Consider the following 15525-nt stretch of genomic DNA (forward strand, 5'->3'; position numbering starts at 1 on the left):
GACGCACCTGCGGCGGGGCAAGCGGAAAGGCGGGAAGTTCCCACCAAGTCACATGACTGTAAATTAGCCCTATGGAAAAAGGGTGCCATCCAGGCAGGCCACCCCGGATACCTAAGCCTTACTTGAGCAAGCGGGCCATATCCACGCCCAGCACTTTGGCGGCAGATATTTTGTCTCCGCGACAGGCATTGAGCACCATCTCAACATACTGGGCTTCCTGCACCGCGAGATAATCGACCAGCTTGGGCCAGTCCTTGACCTCTTTAAGGCGCAGGGGAAGCTGCTCCGCAGAGACGCGACGGGTCGCGGTCGTGGCGGCGATTTTAGTCACCAACTGGCTCAGCTCGGATAAATTCCCCGGCCAATGATAAGCCTGCAACGTGTCGAGCGCGTCCTCGGTGAACTCGATCAGATTCGCATCGAACGCGGGATTAGAGGCCGTGCTCAGGAAAAACTTAACCAGCAGCGGAATATCCTCCAACCGATCCCGCAGTGGCGAAAGCACCACGGGAAGGGAGGCGACACGATAGAACAACTCGTCGTTAAAATTACCCTCGTCGGTGAGTTTTTCGAGATCCTCGGTCGTGGTGCAGATCAAGCGGAAGCCATGAGCCGTATTGCGCAACACGCCCACGAGCTCCTGTTGGGTTGCCAACTCAAGCTTATGGAGATTTTGCAGCAAAAGGGTGCCACCGCGGGCCTTCTCGACCCAAGCGCCGCCGGCGCCGTTATGGCCAAGCAACCCATCGCGGAAATCTCCCGCCGAACTCAGACCGCAGTCGATGCGCACCAAGGGCGATTCGGGAGACGCACTGCCGGCATGCAGAATTTCCGCCACCGTCGTGCGACCCGTGCCGCTCTCGCCTTGAAGAAGCACCGGTGTGCGAACCGTCACCAGTTTTTTCACCTGCTGAACCAGTCGTTTGTTCGCGGTGCTCTGCCCCACCAGACGATTTTCAACGTCACCCGCCTTGATCGCGGGAGAAGAAGACGCATTGGCGCGCTCGGCGTGGAATTGCTTGAACTCCAGTCCTCGCTTCAACGTGGCGATCAGCTCGTCCACGCGAAACGGTTTCTGCATGTAGTCGAACGCCCCGAACTTCAAAGCTTGGATGGCGCTCTCGGTGCTCGCGTAAGCGGTCATGATCACGATCACCGCGCTGGGATCGTAGATCTTGAGTTGCTTGAGGAGCGTAATGCCGTCCATCGGCTTCATGTCGATATCGGCCAGAACCAGATCGAACTTCTCGATCTTGTAGCGGGCGAGCGCCTTTTCTCCATCCGTGGCGAAAGCGGTGCTGAAGCCGGTTGGCTGAATCACCGCATCCAGCATTTCGTGGATGGAAAGAAGGTCGTCGACGATGAGAACGGAAGGCATGGAAAAACGCTGAAAAGGCGTTAACGAATCGAAAAACGCAAGGGCTTAGAGCCTACTGCAGGCCACCGGCGACAGCACCGAGTTGGAAGATGGGGAGGAACATCGCCATAACGATGCCGCCTACGACAACACCCAGGAAAACAATGAGCATCGGCTCGATCAGCGAAGTGAGCGATGCGACGGTGGCCTCACTCTCCGTATCATAGAAGTCGGCGATCTTATTCATCATGCCATCCACATTACCCGTGGACTCACCCGCCTTGACCATGTGCTTCATCATCGGAGGAAAGAAGGTATTGGTGGCAAGAACGTCCGACACTTGCCCGCCCTGGCTGACATGCTTGGAAATTTCTTCGCACGCATCCTCGATTTGCACCTTGTTACTGGCGGATGCGACGATCTCAAGCGTGCGCAAGATCGGCACACCTGAGCGCATCAGCGTGGCGTAAGTGCGGCAAAAACGGGAAAGCGCAATTTTGTGGGACAATCCGCCAATAATGGGCGCCTTCAGCATCATCACATCCTTCATTCGACGTCCCCTCGGAGTGGCTATAAATTTGGCCCCGAAATAATAAATTCCAAACGCGCCCAATCCCAGTGCCCACCACCAAGCCCTGAGGAAGTCACTCAGATCAATGAGCATTTGCGTGGGAGCGGGAAGCTTGGCTCCGAAGTCCGCAAACATCGCGGCAAACACTGGAATAACAAAAATCAGCAGCACGTTCACCAGCGCGACCGCCAAACCGATAACGGCGATCGGGTAAGTCATCGCCGATTTCACCTTCTTGGTGAGCTTGACGGTGGATTCAAAATAGACCGCAACCTTGCTCAAAATCTCGGCCAACGCGCCGGAGGCCTCACCCGCCTCGATCATTGAAATGAAGAGCGAATTAAAAGCGCGCGGGAATTTTTTGACCGCCGAGGAAAATGAATTACCCGCGGAAATATCGATGCGCACATCGCGAATGATAATACGGAACGCGGCATCTTCAGTCTGGTCCTGCAAGGCCTCCAAGCACTGCACCAACGGCAGACCGGCATTGAGGAGCGAAGCGAGTTGTTGCGTGAAAAGCGCGAGTTCACCGAGAGGCAATTTGTATCTAAGTGCCTTTTTCTCGAGCGCCTTCTGCTTGGCGAGCGTCTGGGCTGCTTTAAAACCCTGCCCCTTTTGAGTAGAACTAACCGTAGGACGAGCCGCCGTGCTCTGACCTGCAGGTGCGGAAGTGATGAAAGCCATTGCCTGCACAAAAAAGCGCGCCCCCTCGTATCTCGCAATCCCATTCCCCTCGGCATTCTGTAAAAAACCCCTGAGAAACGGTCCAACTTCTTGATATGGAGGCCAGCCAAAGCTTGACCTGCTCCCCTGCCCGTTGAAGCTCTGCGCCGAACTCTTCGCGGTCGTAGTTTAGAGGTAAAACTCCTTCCTTCCAAGTAGGTGTCCCGAGTTCGATTCTCGGCGACCGCACCAATTCTCCCCTATTCCTGAGGGAGCTGCGCCCAGGCGCTTTGGAGTTACCGTATTTTATTTCATGCATTCCCCTGCCCCTACCCGTTACGACACGCCTTCGATCTATCGCCGCTGCGGTCGCTCCGGCATCCAGTTGCCCCTGATTTCCCTCGGACTTTGGCACAATTTTGGTGGTGTCGACACCTTCGAAAATGGCCGCGCCATCGTGCGCCGCGCCTTCGACCTCGGCATCACCCATTTCGACCTCGCCAATAACTACGGCCCGCCGCCCGGCTCCGCCGAGGAGAACTTCGGTCGCATCCTCGCCGCCGATCTCTCCGCACATCGAGACGAACTCATCGTATCTACCAAGGCCGGCTACCATATGTGGGCCGGCCCCTACGGCGAATGGGGCTCGCGCAAATACCTCCTGTCATCCCTCGATCAGTCGTTAAAGCGGCTAAAGCTCGATTACGTCGATATCTTCTATCACCACCGCCCGGATCCGAACACCCCGCTTGAAGAGTCCATGGGCGCGCTCGCCCACACCGTGCGCTCAGGCAAAGCCCTCTACGTAGGGCTTTCCAACTACAAACCCGAGGAAACTGCCCGCGCCTCCAAAATCCTCCGCGATCTCGGCACGCCCGCACTCATCCATCAGCCGGTTTACAACATGTTCAACCGATGGATCGAGCCCGCGCTCCTCGATACGCTTGAGACCGAGGGCATGGGCTGCATCCCGTTCTCTCCGCTCGCCCAAGGTCTGCTCACCAACCGCTACCTCACCGGTATTCCCGAAGACTCCCGCGCCGCCAAAGCCCACGGCTTTCTCAAGACCGAGCAAGTTTCCCCCGCCGCCCTCGCCAAAATCCAAAAGCTTAACACCCTCGCCCAGGCCCGCGGCCAGTCCCTCGCGCAAATGGCGCTCGCCTGGACCGTGCGCGACAAGCGCGTGACCACCGCCCTCATCGGCGCGAGCAAGGTCTCGCAGTTGGAAGATAACTTCGCCGCGCTCAAAACCTTGGATTTCACCTCGGACGAGCTGGCTAAAATCGATTCGATTCTCGCTTGAATCTGGTCCTTTTCGAAGCCGACGAACTGAACGCGCCCCTGCCGCGTTCCGATCCACGGGCGCGGCATATTCTGGATGTTTTACGTCGCGGAGAAGGCGATGTTTTTGACGCCGGCTTCGTCAATGGACCACGCGGCAAAGCCACCGTCGCCGCGATCAATCCCGACTCCCTCGCACTCACCTTCGCCTGGGACGCCCCGCAGCCTCCCCTGCCCCCGACCACGCTGCTAATCGGCCTCCCGCGCCCGCAGACTGCCCGCGACATCCTGCGCGACGCCACGACCCTTGGCGCAACATGTATCCACTTTATCGCGACAGAGCGCGCCGACCGCAACTACGCGACCAGCTCCCTCTGGACCTCCGGCGAATGGCGGCGACACTGCCTCGCCGGAGCCGCCCAAGCCTTTGACACCCGCGTTCCCGAAGTCACCTGGACGCACACCTTGGCCTCCGCCCTCGGCACCCTGCCCGACTCCTCCACCCGCCTAGCCCTCGATAATTACGAGGCTTCCACCCCCCTGCAGGTTTGTAAATTAACAAGTTATAAACCTTCTGAAACCAATGCTGATCAAATTCTTGCATTTGGTCCAGAGCGTGGATTCGGGAGCTTGGATCGAGACAATCTTCGCGCCACAGGGTTTGCACTGGTTCATCTCGGTCCGCGCGTGCTGCGCGTCGAAACCGCGGTCATCGCCGCCTTGGCGATCCTCCGAGCCCGTTAAAGCATCGCCGTCCGTCGGAAAAAAACCGTCGTCGGCTGGCGCGCCCCCTTGCCCAATCGCTTCACGCATTCCCAGCCGGCCGGCGGCTCCAGCGTGACTTCACCGGGCATCTCGAACACGACCACCGGGTCGGCATCGGTCGACCACCAGCAGGCCATGCGCGCAAAGAGCTTCGGGCCGACATCGGAGATCACTTCATAAGGCGGATCGATGAACACGAGATCGGGCGCCTCTCCGGCGGCCGGTTCCCACGTGAGCACATCCATCGCAAGGAGCTTCAAATTGTCCGCCTGACGCGCGGCGCTTTTGGCTACCGTCGTAATATTTTTCCGAATACAATCCGCCGCCCTCGGGTTCTTCTCAACAAACACGCCGCTTTGTGCACCGCGACTGAAGGCTTCCAGCCCGTAGGCTCCGCTACCGGCAAAAAGATCCACGAAACGCGCGCCTGGCAACCGTGCCGCCAGGCTGGAAAACACCGCCTGCCGCATCCCGTCCGTTGCCGGACGGGTCACGTCGCCCTTGGGCACCTGCAACGTGACTCCGCGCGCGGCTCCTCCACTGATGCGCATGACTCGTGAACCGCCTGACCCTTACTGCTTCACCGCCGCCTCGCGATACTGGATGTAGGCGCTGCGCACCGCGATATAGGGATCGATCGCGTCTTTGCGCGGCGCGTCGTAGGCGTTGAGGATGTCGGGCAGAGAATTGAGTCCGCTGACGACCTGCACACCCGTTTGAATTTCCCAAGTGTAGCCTTCGACGTTTTCACGCAGGTTCCAGTTGATCGGATTCAGGAAGTAATCGCCCACAAATCCCACGGTGTCACGCGCCGTGCCCGGACCAAACACCGGGAGCACCAGATAGGGTCCCTTGCCGATGCGCCACACACCGAAGGTCTGGCCGGTATCCTCGCGCGGAATCTGCGCCAGCGAAGGGACATCGTCCGAGATCCGAATGAAGCCACCGAGACCGGCGACGGTGTTGACGGCGAACTTGCCGGTTTCGAGGCCGGCGCGCTTGAACTTGCCCTGAAGCGCACTGTTCACGAAACGAATCGGAAAGCGGATGTTGTCGAAAAAGTTCCGGATGCCGGAGCGCACCGGTGTCGGCACAACCTTGGTGTAGCCCTTGGACACAGGGCGCAGCACGTAATCGTAGAGACCGTCGTTGAATTTGAAGACCGCGCGGTTGACCGGTTCAAAGGGATCCGAGACCTGCACGACCGTGTAGTCATCCATGTCATCAACCACCGCGGGATCCGGCTGGGCGGGAGTTTCTTGGGCAAACAGAGCGGGCGCGCCGGCGAGCAAACAGCCGGCGGTGAAGATGAATGGACGAATAAAAGACTTCATTTGGCAGGTTCCTGGGAAAGGTTTTTCTCGAGTGCGGTGATGACGGCGGCAGCGCCTCCTTTTTGGAAGATCGGGTCGAGCTGGGAGCGCCAGTTGGCGATCATGCTCACTCCTTCGATGATCACATCATAAATGCGCCAGCTGTCACCGGCTTGCTCGACGCGATAAGTCACCGCGTATTTTTTACCCGCATAATCGATGGTGGTGGGCAATTCGCGCAACGCAGGGCGCGCCGGATCGGGAACGATCGCCTTCGAATAGGTGATGCCGGGACGCTCGCCAGCTTCGAACCGGTTCGCGTAGGTGCGGATGACCAGATCGGTGAACAGGTGCGTGGCGGTCGTTTTCTGTTCGGCGCTGAACTGGCGCCAGCCCGGTCCGATCGCACGGCGCGTGATCGTCTCGAAGTTGAAATATTTCTCCAGCACCGGACGCACGCGCTCGGCCAACGGTGCGGCGGAGGCCTGCTTGTCGTAAGCGATGGCCATCACTTCATCGACTGCGGTGTTCAACATCTCCGCGGCCTCGGCGGCACGGGCCTGCGGCAATGAAACGAGCGAGACGGCGACAACGGTCGCGAACGAAAGACAATGACGGAGGTTCATGGAGTGGTCGTGGTCGGAGGAGTGGTCGTCGAAGGAGTCGTTTCTGCGGCTGGTTCGGCAGCCGTCTTGGTCTTGTCGCTAACATTGCCGAAGGCAAAGCGGCTGATGAGCGACTCGAGGTCGACGGTCGACTCGGTGTCGCTGATCATCGCGCCGGATGGAAGCATTTCATCATCGGAGCCGGGAGAAAGCGCGAGGAACTTATCACCGATCAGTCCGCTCGTCTTGATCGAAGCGATGGAGTCGGTGGGGAGTTTGACGTCTTTACGCACGCTCAGTTCGACGACCGCACTGTAGTCCTCGGGATTGAGCTTGATGGAATCGACACGGCCCACCGGCACACCGGCGATGAGCACATTACTGCCGGGATTGAGACCACCGGCGTTGGTAAAGCGCGCCTTCAACGTGTAGGTGTCACCGCCCAGCATCGCGCCCGCGCCAATGCGCAGCGCGAGGTAGGCCACCGCGAGGAGGCCTGCGAGGACGAATACACCAACGATCAGTTCCAATCTGGACTGTTTCATAAATCTTCTCCCGACATTACGGTTTCACCACGACGGAGCGCCGCGATGGAGTCTCGCAGGCTCGCCGCGCTGTCGCGGAATGCGCACACGGTAGGATCGGCGGACCTGCTAAAGGCCTCCGGCGTTCCCTGAAATTGCATGCGACCTGAATCGAGCAAGGCAACCTGATCGCTGGCGACGAGCGCCTCGGGCAGATCGTGGGTCACGAGCACCGCGGTGAATCCGAACTGGCGCTGATACTTCACGATCATTTCAAACACCCGGTTGCGACGGATCGGATCAAGGCCGGCGGTCGGCTCGTCAAAGAGCACCAGTTCGGGACGCGTGACGATGGCACGGGCCAGGGCAAGGCGCTTTTGCATGCCTCCGGAAAGCTGCGCCGGGAAACGGTCTTTATGCTTTTCCAAGTCGAGTTGACGCAGCGCTTCGAGCGAGCGCTCGCGAATTTCCCGGTTGGGAATCTGCGTGGTCTGCTCGAGCGGAAGCGCCACGTTTTGCAGAGCCGTGAGTGAATCGAGCAACGCATTGCTCTGGAAAAGATAACTGCAGCGACGGCGAAATTCCACGCGCGACTCCGCGTCCTGGGCGTTGAGTGAATGGCCGTCGAAACAGATGTCACCCGCGTCCGGCCGCACGATGCCGGCGAGACATTTTAAGAAGACGGATTTGCCGGTCCCGCTCTTGCCGAGAACCGTGACCACGCTGCCACGCGGCACGGCGAGATCGACGCCGGCCAGCACGACATTTTCGCCGAAGCGCTTGTGCAGGCCGCGGACGTCGAGAAACAGATCGGTGCCCGTGGCGGTATCCGCGGTGCTCATGGTGTTTTCACCAGCAGCGAGGTGATCAAGTAATCAGCGGCCAGCACGGTGATGCTGGACAACACGACGGCACGAGTCGTCGAGGCGCTCACGGCGCGGGCACCGGTGGAGTTGCGGCGCAGGTGGGCGTTGAAACCGTTGTAAGCGCAGATCGCGATCGTCAGCAGTCCGAAGACCGCCGCCTTCGTGAAACACTCGCGCACATCCTGCGGACCGACGGCGTTGTGCACCGCTGACCAATACACGCCTGGCTGCAAGTTCAACAGCACCGAGCCGGAAAGATAACCGCCAAATAAACCGACGAGGGAGAACACCGCCGCATGCACGGGAAACACGATCAGCGCGGCGATGAGTCGGGGGGAAACCAGATAAGCATGCGTGCTGGCACCCATCGTCTCGAGCGCGGCGATTTGCTCACTGTTGCGCTGAATGCCGAGTTCGGCGGCGAGCGCGGAACCGGCCTGGCCGACCAGCATCAACGCCGCGAGAACCGGCGCGAGTTCACGCACCAACGTCAACGAGACCAACGTGCCGAGCAGCCCCTCCGAGCCGAATCGATTGAGCACATAATATCCCTGCAAACCCAGCACAAGCCCGGTGAACAAACCCACGATCAGGATGACCGGCAGGCAGCGCACGCCTTGCTCGTAGATGGCACGGATGACGCGTCGCCCGAGCTTGCGCGAACCCACGGCAGCCGTGAACGACCGAGCCGTGAACAGGGTAAAGTCTCCCAGTTCATGAACTACGGAAAGCGTATGCTGGCCTAGAAAGCGCGACATGAAAGCGGTCAGCAAAGCCAACTCATTGGCGACACGCAAGATCGCGCGCGCCGATTCATTTCACCCTTCCCAACTACCGACGGACAATGGCATTGGGCTAAATTTATGCACCGTCTGAACCCCTAAACGCCCACGCGAATGATGAAATGCTAGAGGCATCAACCGGATCGAACGGATGATGCCTGCCTCGCCAGCCGGCTCAGGAGTTGAACGAGCCGGCTTCGAGGGCGAAGTAAGCGGCGGCGTTGTCGTAGCAGATATCGCTCACGAGTTTCCCCACCGATGCTTCGTCGGCCGGAATGAGACCCGCCTCAACATCCGCCCCGATCAATGCACAGAGGATGCGACGGAAATATTCGTGACGCGGATAACTCAGGAAGCTGCGCGAGTCCGTGAGCATGCCGACAAACTTGGACAACAAGCCGAGTTGGGAAAGCGCGTTAAGCTGCATTTCCATGCCCTCTTTTTGGTCGAGGAACCACCAACCCGAGCCGAACTGAATCTTGCCCGGGGTAGTGCCATCCTGAAAATTTCCGGCCATGGTCGCGAAGACGTAGTTGTCGGCTGGATTCAAATTATAGAGCACGACCTTCGGCAGCTGGTTGTCGCGGTCGAGCGCGTCGAGGTAACGCGAGAGCGCGCGCGCCTGCGAAAAATCACCGATCGAATCCACGCCGGCATCGGCACCGAGGCGTTTCAACAGGCGGCTGTTGTTGTTGCGCAGGGCTCCCAGGTGGAGCTGCTTCGTCCAGCCGCGTTTCGCGTCGAGCTGGCCGAGGTAAATCATGATGAACCAGACCCACTTCGCGGTATCCGCAGTCGTGGCGGCGGCACCGGAACGAACAGCGTTGAAAATCACCTCGGCTTCGGCGCGCGTGCAGTCGGCGTCGGGAAGATTTTCTAAACCGTGGTCGGAGAGACGTCCGCCGATGGAGTGGAAAAACGCGTGGCGTTGATCGAGGGCCTGAAGCAGTGAATCAAGCGAGTCGACCTTCACGTCGGCGCGGGCGGCGAGCTGGTCGGCCCAGGCGTTGAACACGGCGGGCGCGGCGACGGCCATGAGTTTGTCGGCGCGGAAGGTCGGATACACGCGAGTCTCCAGACCGGACTTCGCGATGGCGACGTGGTGCTCGAGCGAGTCGGCGGGGTCGTCGGTGGTGCAGACGACGGCGACTTTGTTCGCGGTGAGGATGCCGTGGGTCGAGAGCGCGGGCTTGGCGAGCTCGGCGTTGGCCAGTTCCCAGATGAGCGGGGCGTTGGTCTCGTTAATGAGAAGATCGATGCCGAAGTAGCGGCGCAGTTCGAGGTGCGACCAGTGGTGCAGCGGATTGCGGAGGAGCTGCGGAACGATGCGGCAGTAGGCCAGAAACTTATCGTAGTCGGACGTAGTGTTGCCCGTGATGAAATCCTCATTCACGCCGGCCGCACGCATCGCGCGCCACTTGTAATGGTCACCGGCGAGCCAGATCTGCGTGAGGTTTTCGAACTTACGATTCGCGGCGATTTGATCCGGCGGGAGGTGGCAGTGATAGTCGTAGATCGGCTGCGGCTTCGCGTAGGTGTGATACAACAAACGCGACCATTCGGTGGTCAGCAGGAAATCGTCGTGGAGGAAAGCGGAGGCGACGGACATGGGAATAAAATGAAGGGGCTTCGAATTAACGAAGCCCCCAAGGGGTTAAGTAAATCAGGAGACGAGGTTCGCCTTGATATAATCAAAGCTCTGCTTGATGGAGACGAACGGATCACCCGGGCAGGTATCCTGCTCGACGATGAACCACTCGCAGCCACCGGCCTCGGCCTCGGCGATGATGCGTTTGAAATCGAGCGTGCCGGAACCGACTTCGCAGAAGTTGGCTTCACCCGATGGGTTCACCTTGAAGTCCTTCAAGTGAATGAAAGGCGTGCGGCCTTTAACGCGTTTGACCCACTCGACGACATCGCCGCCGCCGCGCTGGACCCAGAAAACGTCGAGCTCCGCGACGATGTTTTCGGGCGAGGTTTCATCATAGATGCGCTCGAGGAAGGTCTTGCCGCCGGCGGGACGGTAGAACTCGTGGGCATGGTTGTGGTAGCCGAGCTTCATACCGGCGGCGCGAAACTTGGCGCCGGCGATATCGAGCTTTTTTATGAGCGTGTTGACGTGCTCCGGATTGTCGAAATCGATACCGGCCGGAAACGGATACGCGGTGAGTTTCGTGCCAAGCGCGGCGAGGCGGGCGATCACGGACTCGGTTTCATCAAGAATCTTTACGCCCGGTTCGTGCGTGGCGCAGATGGTCAGTCCTTCGGCTTTACACATGGCGACAAGCTCGGTCTCGGGAATCGGGCCAACGCCGCTGATCTGCACGGCGGTGTAACCGATCTCGCGCACCTTCTTCATGGCGGCGGCGAACTCGGGCGCGGTTTTGCAGAAATCGCGGAGTGTGTAGAGCTGGATGGCGACTTGGGAAATTTTCATGGGATTAAGGATAGAGGATGGCGGACGTTTTATTTGACCATGGACTTGGCGAAATCGTCGTTGGTGATCTTAACGACCTTCTTCTTTTTCTTCGAGGCCTTGGAGGTGGCGATCTTCGCCTTGAGGAGACGCTCGTATTTTTTCCCGTCGATCGGAAAGGTGACGGCCTTGTCGGTCCAGGCGGACATCAGCATGGCGTTGGCGAGCTCGACGGAGCGAATGCCCTCGGCCGCAGGGGCGACCAGCGGAGTGCCATCAAGAATGGCATCGGTGAAGTTTTTCAGAATGCCGTTGTGCTGATCGCCGTGGCTCGGAGCCGGGATGTTGACTTCCCAGACTTCGGGACGGCCGAACGCCTGGTCCGTCGTGCGGCTGAATTCGCCCATCTCCTGCACGTTGCGGGTATAGGTGATTTTGTCTTTCTCATAGACGACCTTGCCGCGCTCGGCGGTGATCTCGAGACGGTTGGTGCCGGGGGCCTCGCCCGTCGACGTGATGAACACACCGGTGGCGCCGTTCTTAAAGGTCATGATGGCGGTGACGTCGTCCTCGACCTCGATGTCGTGATATTTGCCGAACTGGCAGTTGGCGCGAAGGGTCACGGGCAGGCCGAACATCCATTGGAAGAGGTCGAGATTGTGCGGACACTGGTTGAGCAGCACACCGCCACCCTCGCCGCCCCAGGTCGCACGCCAGCCGCCGGAAGCGTAGTAGGTCTCGGTGCGGAACCAATCGGTGATGATCCAGTTGACGCGGCGGATTTCCCCGAGCTCGCCGCTCTGGATGAGATCACGGATCTTAAGATAATAGTGATCGGTGCGCTGGTTGAACATCGCGGCGAACACCTGTTTTTTATTGGTGTGGGCAGCGATGAGGCGCTCGCAGTCGGCGCGATGCACCGAGATCGGTTTCTCAACCATGACGTGCAGGCCGGCCTTGAGCGCGGCGATGCCGATCGTGGTATGATCATAGTGCGGAGTCGCGATGAGAATCGCGTCAATGAGGCCGGAAGCCATCATCTCGGCGGCAGACGAGAAGCCCTTGACCTGCGGAACGCGGGCCAGCTTCGCGGGATCGGAATCCGCCACGGCGGTGAGCTCGAGACGGCTGATTTTGCCGGCGAGAATTTGATTGGCGTGGGTCGAGCCCATGTTGCCAAGACCAACGATACCAATGCGAACTTTGCTCATGATGGATAGGTTGAAGAAAAACGAGAGGGGGAATAAAATGCCGTCTAGGGGAAAGGCAGAGTGCTATCGAAAATCTTGCCTTGGCGAGCGCGACGGCGAGTATCTGCAAACAATTTCATGGCCGACCCCATTCCTGCGATCCCCGCCAGAATCACCTTGAAGCAAGTCGCCGCCGAGGCCGGCGTGCACGTCTCCACGGCATGGCGTGCGCTCAAAAACGACACCTACGTCGACCCCGTTAAACGCGCACACATCCGCGCAATCTCAACACGCCTCGGCTACGTGCCCGACCCGATGCTGACGGCCCTCAGCCACTACCGGCGCAAGCAGCACACGCCGGCCTATCGTTCGACTTTTGCGTGGGTGCACACGTTCGCCGAAAAACACGGCTGGCAGGACTCGATTCATCTCAAGGCTTACCACGAGGGCGCGACGGCGTTTGCCGCATCGATGGGTTACAAACTGGAGGAGTTCTGGCTGACTGAACCCAACCTGAGCCCAAAGCGCGCACGCGAAGTCTTGCTCGCGCGAAATATCCGCGGGCTGATTTTCTGCCCGCAACCTTCGGCCAAAATGGAATTGAAACTGCCCGTCGAAGCGTTTGCCGGCGTAGCGATTGGCTATTCGGTTGAGTCACCACGACTGCATGTCGTGGCCAATCACCAGCACAGCTCCACGCTCACGTGCCTGCGTGAGTTGTGCCGGAAGGGCCACAGTCGCATCGGCATGGTGAGCGCGTCGGAAACGCTGCGCCGCGCCGAGCATAACTTCGAGACGCCCTACTGCTTGTTTCGCGACGCCCAGGAAGATCATGCAAAGATTCCGCTCTTCATGATCGATGGCCGCGACGAGCCGGCCGTGGTCAACCCGTGGCGCGATCGCTTTCTCGCCTGGGTGGATAAATACCGTCCCACCGCGATCGTCTCCACGGTATCGGAAGTGAAGACCTGGCTCGAGGGCGCGGGCTACGACGTCCCCGGCGATATCAGCATCGTGACGCTGTCGCGCATTTTTGATTCCGATTGGTCGGGCATCGACCAGCAGGAAAAGGAAATCGGCGCGCGCGCGGTGGAGTTGCTCATCAGCTTGTTTCAATCCGGCGAACGCGGCGTGCCCGCAACACCCCTGCGCCTGCTCATCGAAGGTCGCTGGATCGAAAACGGCACGGTGAAAAAACTTGGTCCGCCGGTGACCGAACTACTGAAGCGGCTCTCGTAGGCACAAAAAAGCGCGTCCGGCATGGACGCGCTTTTTTCATGCAGTAGTCGCTGCCCGTCCTGTTCAGACTTTCGGGCCACCCTGCGCCAGACTGCGGGCGCGGAGACGGAGGCCGTTAAGGCGGATAAAGCCGGTGGCGTCGCTCTGGTTATACCAGCTCTTCACACCTTCCATCGAAGCGATCTTGTCGTCGTAAAGTGAATACTTCGATTTGCGACCGACGGTGATGATGTTGCCCTTGTAGAGCTTGAGACGGACGGTGCCGGCAACGAATTTCTGACTCTCGTCAATCATGGCCTGAAGCATTTCGCGCTCAGGGGAGAACCAGAAGCCGTTATAAACAAGCTCGGCGTATTTCGGAATGAAACCGTCGCGAAGATGTTCAACTTCGCGGTCAAGAGTGAGACTCTCGATTTGTTTGTGGGCCTGCATGAGGATCGTGCCGCCCGGGGTCTCATAGACGCCACGGCTCTTCATGCCGACAAAACGGTTTTCAACGAGATCCACGCGGCCGATGCCGTGTTTGCCGCCGAGCTTGTTCAGGGTCTTGAGCACTTGCCCAGGGGTGAGCTTCTTGCCGTTGACGGCAACCGCATCGCCCTTGGCGAACTCAATCTCGACGTATTCAGGCTTGTCCGGCGCATCCTCAGGCGAGACGGAGAGTTTAAACATCTCCTTGTTGGCTTTGGTCGTCGGGTCGAACCACGGATCCTCGAGGATGCCCGCCTCGTAGGAAATATGGAGGAGGTTACGATCCATCGAATAGGGCTTTTTGAGCGAGGCTTCGACCGGGATCTTGTGCTTGGCGCAGTAGGCGATCATCTCGGCGCGACCGGGGAACTCGGCGCGGTAGTTCTCCATCTTCCAAGGGGCGATGATGTCGAGATCGGGGGCGAGCGCCATGTAGGTGAGCTCGAAACGGCACTGGTCGTTGCCCTTGCCGGTGGCACCGTGGGCAACCGTATCCGCTTTTTCCTTACGGGCGATTTCAACCTGGGCCTTGGCGATGAGCGGGCGGGCGATGGAGGTGCCGAGGTAATACTGGCCTTCGTAGACCGCGTTGGCGCGGATCATCGGGTAGATGTAGTTCGTGGCGAACTCCTCGACCAGATCGAGGGTGTAGTGCTTGGAAGCACCGGTGGCCTTCGCCTTCTTATCGAGGCCCTTGAGTTCCTCTTCCTGGCCGACGTCGGCCGCGAAAGTGATGATCTCCGCATCGTAGGTTTCCTTGAGCCACTTGACGATGACGGAGGTGTCGAGACCACCCGAGTAAGCGAGAACGATTTTCATGGTAAAAGAGGAAGCGGTTGTGAGCCACCGCACGCAGCTGCGCAAAGCAAAACAGAGCCGTAACCATCCTGTCTCAATCCACCGCCCTACCCGCCGCCAAGAACTCCATGAATAACACCGATGTAAAAATGGCGTAAAAAGTGCTTCTACCAGAAAGCCCGTTCCGAGCATGCGTTCTCCTTCACGCCCCACTCTTTCCGCCGCCGGATTTACCCTGCTGGAGATCATGGTGGTCGTGACGATGATCGGCCTGCTGTGTGCCATCGCGGTTCCGGCCTACCGCAAATTACAGCGTCGCAGTGTTAATACATTAACGAGCAATGAACTGCGGGTCGCCTCCGGAGCGTTGGAATATTATGTGACCGATAAAGGCATCTGGCCGCCCGATGGCGATGGCGGCATACCAGCCGAGCTTATCGGCTACCTGCCTCCACCTGATCGCTGGAATAAACCGACGCCGATAGGCGGATCCTGGTCTTGGTCCATCAACACCGACGGAGCCGCCGCGGCCCTGCGCATCAATAATTTTACGGCTCTGGATGATCAGATCGCGGCTATTGATCAGATGATCGACAACGGCGACACCTCCAGCGGCACGTTATTCCGTTCCGGCCAGTCGCTGATCTACGTTTTGCAACAATAGACCAGCAGTCCTGAAAA

At 59.1% G+C, this 15525-nt stretch carries 16 protein-coding genes and 1 tRNA gene; 5 read left to right on the forward strand and 12 right to left on the reverse strand.

Annotated elements, in window-relative coordinates; all coding sequences use genetic code 11:
* Positions 1–118: 118 nt before the first annotated feature.
* Both FPL22_RS08905 and FPL22_RS08910 read right to left on the reverse strand, forming a co-directional pair.
* Positions 119–1378 (reverse strand): sigma-54-dependent transcriptional regulator, encoded by a 1260-nt coding sequence (locus FPL22_RS08905; protein ID WP_144229901.1) that lies wholly within the window; start codon positions 1376–1378, stop codon positions 119–121.
* Positions 1379–1430: 52 nt separating this feature from the next.
* The gene (locus FPL22_RS08910) at positions 1431–2615 is read right to left on the reverse strand and encodes a type II secretion system F family protein (protein ID WP_144229903.1); all 1185 of its coding nucleotides are present in this window, start codon (positions 2613–2615) and stop codon (positions 1431–1433) included.
* Between the two features lie 157 nt (positions 2616–2772).
* On the opposite strand from FPL22_RS08910, the gene FPL22_RS08915 reads away from it, so the two are divergent.
* From FPL22_RS08915 to FPL22_RS08925, 3 genes are all read left to right on the forward strand, one after another.
* A tRNA-Gly gene (locus FPL22_RS08915) sits at positions 2773–2846 on the forward strand.
* 61 nt (positions 2847–2907) lie between these two features.
* The gene (mgrA, locus tag FPL22_RS08920; RefSeq protein ID WP_144229905.1) at positions 2908–3897 is read left to right on the forward strand and encodes an L-glyceraldehyde 3-phosphate reductase; all 990 of its coding nucleotides are present in this window, start codon (positions 2908–2910) and stop codon (positions 3895–3897) included.
* Positions 3894–4619, forward strand: coding sequence for an RsmE family RNA methyltransferase (locus tag FPL22_RS08925; protein WP_144229907.1), 726 nt, complete (start codon positions 3894–3896; stop codon positions 4617–4619). Before mgrA ends, FPL22_RS08925 begins: the two co-directional genes overlap by 4 nt.
* On the opposite strand, the gene FPL22_RS08930 is transcribed toward FPL22_RS08925, so the two are convergent.
* From FPL22_RS08930 to FPL22_RS08970, 9 genes are all read right to left on the reverse strand, one after another.
* Entirely contained in the window at positions 4616–5191 is a 576-nt protein-coding gene (locus FPL22_RS08930; RefSeq protein WP_144229909.1) for an RsmD family RNA methyltransferase, read from the reverse strand. The genes FPL22_RS08925 and FPL22_RS08930 overlap by 4 nt on opposite strands.
* A 21-nt stretch (positions 5192–5212) precedes the next feature.
* Positions 5213–5974 carry an MlaA family lipoprotein gene (locus FPL22_RS08935; RefSeq protein WP_144229911.1) on the reverse strand — a complete coding sequence of 254 codons (762 nt, stop codon included), beginning with the start codon at positions 5972–5974 and terminating at the stop codon, positions 5213–5215.
* Positions 5971–6579, reverse strand: coding sequence for a Tgt2/MlaC family protein (locus FPL22_RS08940; protein WP_144229914.1), 609 nt, complete (start codon positions 6577–6579; stop codon positions 5971–5973). The genes FPL22_RS08935 and FPL22_RS08940 overlap by 4 nt, the downstream gene beginning before the upstream one ends.
* Positions 6576–7103 carry an outer membrane lipid asymmetry maintenance protein MlaD gene (gene mlaD, locus FPL22_RS08945; protein WP_144229916.1) on the reverse strand — a complete coding sequence of 176 codons (528 nt, stop codon included), beginning with the start codon at positions 7101–7103 and terminating at the stop codon, positions 6576–6578. Before mlaD ends, FPL22_RS08940 begins: the two co-directional genes overlap by 4 nt.
* Entirely contained in the window at positions 7100–7924 is an 825-nt protein-coding gene (locus FPL22_RS08950) for an ABC transporter ATP-binding protein (RefSeq protein ID WP_144229918.1), read from the reverse strand. The genes mlaD and FPL22_RS08950 overlap by 4 nt, the downstream gene beginning before the upstream one ends.
* Complete coding sequence (locus FPL22_RS08955) at positions 7921–8706, reverse strand: MlaE family ABC transporter permease (RefSeq protein ID WP_144229920.1); 786 nt, start codon at positions 8704–8706, stop codon at positions 7921–7923. Before FPL22_RS08955 ends, FPL22_RS08950 begins: the two co-directional genes overlap by 4 nt.
* A 199-nt stretch (positions 8707–8905) precedes the next feature.
* Positions 8906–10339, reverse strand: coding sequence for a glucuronate isomerase (gene uxaC, locus FPL22_RS08960; RefSeq protein ID WP_144229921.1), 1434 nt, complete (start codon positions 10337–10339; stop codon positions 8906–8908).
* 54 nt (positions 10340–10393) lie between these two features.
* Positions 10394–11167 carry a sugar phosphate isomerase/epimerase family protein gene (locus FPL22_RS08965; protein WP_144229923.1) on the reverse strand — a complete coding sequence of 258 codons (774 nt, stop codon included), beginning with the start codon at positions 11165–11167 and terminating at the stop codon, positions 10394–10396.
* A 29-nt stretch (positions 11168–11196) separates the two neighbouring features.
* Positions 11197–12357, reverse strand: a complete 1161-nt coding sequence (locus FPL22_RS08970; protein WP_144229925.1) for a Gfo/Idh/MocA family protein — start codon at positions 12355–12357, stop codon at positions 11197–11199.
* Between the two features lie 117 nt (positions 12358–12474).
* Between FPL22_RS08970 and FPL22_RS08975 the strand changes: the two genes are divergently transcribed.
* A complete protein-coding gene (locus FPL22_RS08975; protein ID WP_144229927.1) occupies positions 12475–13575 on the forward strand; it encodes a substrate-binding domain-containing protein in 1101 nt (366 codons plus the stop codon).
* Between the two features lie 63 nt (positions 13576–13638).
* On the opposite strand, the gene FPL22_RS08980 is transcribed toward FPL22_RS08975, so the two are convergent.
* Positions 13639–14865: an argininosuccinate synthase gene (locus tag FPL22_RS08980; protein ID WP_144229929.1), complete on the reverse strand. Its 1227-nt coding sequence runs from the start codon at positions 14863–14865 to the stop codon at positions 13639–13641.
* A gap of 169 nt (positions 14866–15034) precedes the next feature.
* Here FPL22_RS08980 and FPL22_RS08985 point away from each other — a divergent pair, with 169 nt between their 5' ends.
* Entirely contained in the window at positions 15035–15508 is a 474-nt protein-coding gene (locus FPL22_RS08985; RefSeq protein ID WP_144229931.1) for a type II secretion system protein, read from the forward strand.
* Positions 15509–15525: the final 17 nt, after the last annotated feature.

The organism is Rariglobus hedericola (genome assembly GCF_007559335.1).
GTDB classification, from domain to species: Bacteria; Verrucomicrobiota; Verrucomicrobiia; order Opitutales; family Opitutaceae; genus Rariglobus; species Rariglobus hedericola.

Coding starts and splice junctions, on each gene's coding strand:
- FPL22_RS08975 (WP_144229927.1), top strand. CDS start 12,475: ATGGCCGACCCCATTCCTGCGATCCCCGCCAGAATCACCTTGAAGCAA.
- FPL22_RS08950 (WP_144229918.1), bottom strand. CDS start 7,924: ATGAGCACCGCGGATACCGCCACGGGCACCGATCTGTTTCTCGACGTC.
- FPL22_RS08905 (WP_144229901.1), bottom strand. CDS start 1,378: ATGCCTTCCGTTCTCATCGTCGACGACCTTCTTTCCATCCACGAAATG.
- FPL22_RS08935 (WP_144229911.1), bottom strand. CDS start 5,974: ATGAAGTCTTTTATTCGTCCATTCATCTTCACCGCCGGCTGTTTGCTC.
- FPL22_RS08940 (WP_144229914.1), bottom strand. CDS start 6,579: ATGAACCTCCGTCATTGTCTTTCGTTCGCGACCGTTGTCGCCGTCTCG.
- mgrA (WP_144229905.1), top strand. CDS start 2,908: ATGCATTCCCCTGCCCCTACCCGTTACGACACGCCTTCGATCTATCGC.
- FPL22_RS08970 (WP_144229925.1), bottom strand. CDS start 12,357: ATGAGCAAAGTTCGCATTGGTATCGTTGGTCTTGGCAACATGGGCTCG.
- FPL22_RS08965 (WP_144229923.1), bottom strand. CDS start 11,167: ATGAAAATTTCCCAAGTCGCCATCCAGCTCTACACACTCCGCGATTTC.
- FPL22_RS08980 (WP_144229929.1), bottom strand. CDS start 14,865: ATGAAAATCGTTCTCGCTTACTCGGGTGGTCTCGACACCTCCGTCATC.
- FPL22_RS08955 (WP_144229920.1), bottom strand. CDS start 8,706: ATGTCGCGCTTTCTAGGCCAGCATACGCTTTCCGTAGTTCATGAACTG.
- mlaD (WP_144229916.1), bottom strand. CDS start 7,103: ATGAAACAGTCCAGATTGGAACTGATCGTTGGTGTATTCGTCCTCGCA.
- FPL22_RS08930 (WP_144229909.1), bottom strand. CDS start 5,191: ATGCGCATCAGTGGAGGAGCCGCGCGCGGAGTCACGTTGCAGGTGCCC.
- FPL22_RS08985 (WP_144229931.1), top strand. CDS start 15,035: ATGCGTTCTCCTTCACGCCCCACTCTTTCCGCCGCCGGATTTACCCTG.
- uxaC (WP_144229921.1), bottom strand. CDS start 10,339: ATGTCCGTCGCCTCCGCTTTCCTCCACGACGATTTCCTGCTGACCACC.
- FPL22_RS08910 (WP_144229903.1), bottom strand. CDS start 2,615: ATGGCTTTCATCACTTCCGCACCTGCAGGTCAGAGCACGGCGGCTCGT.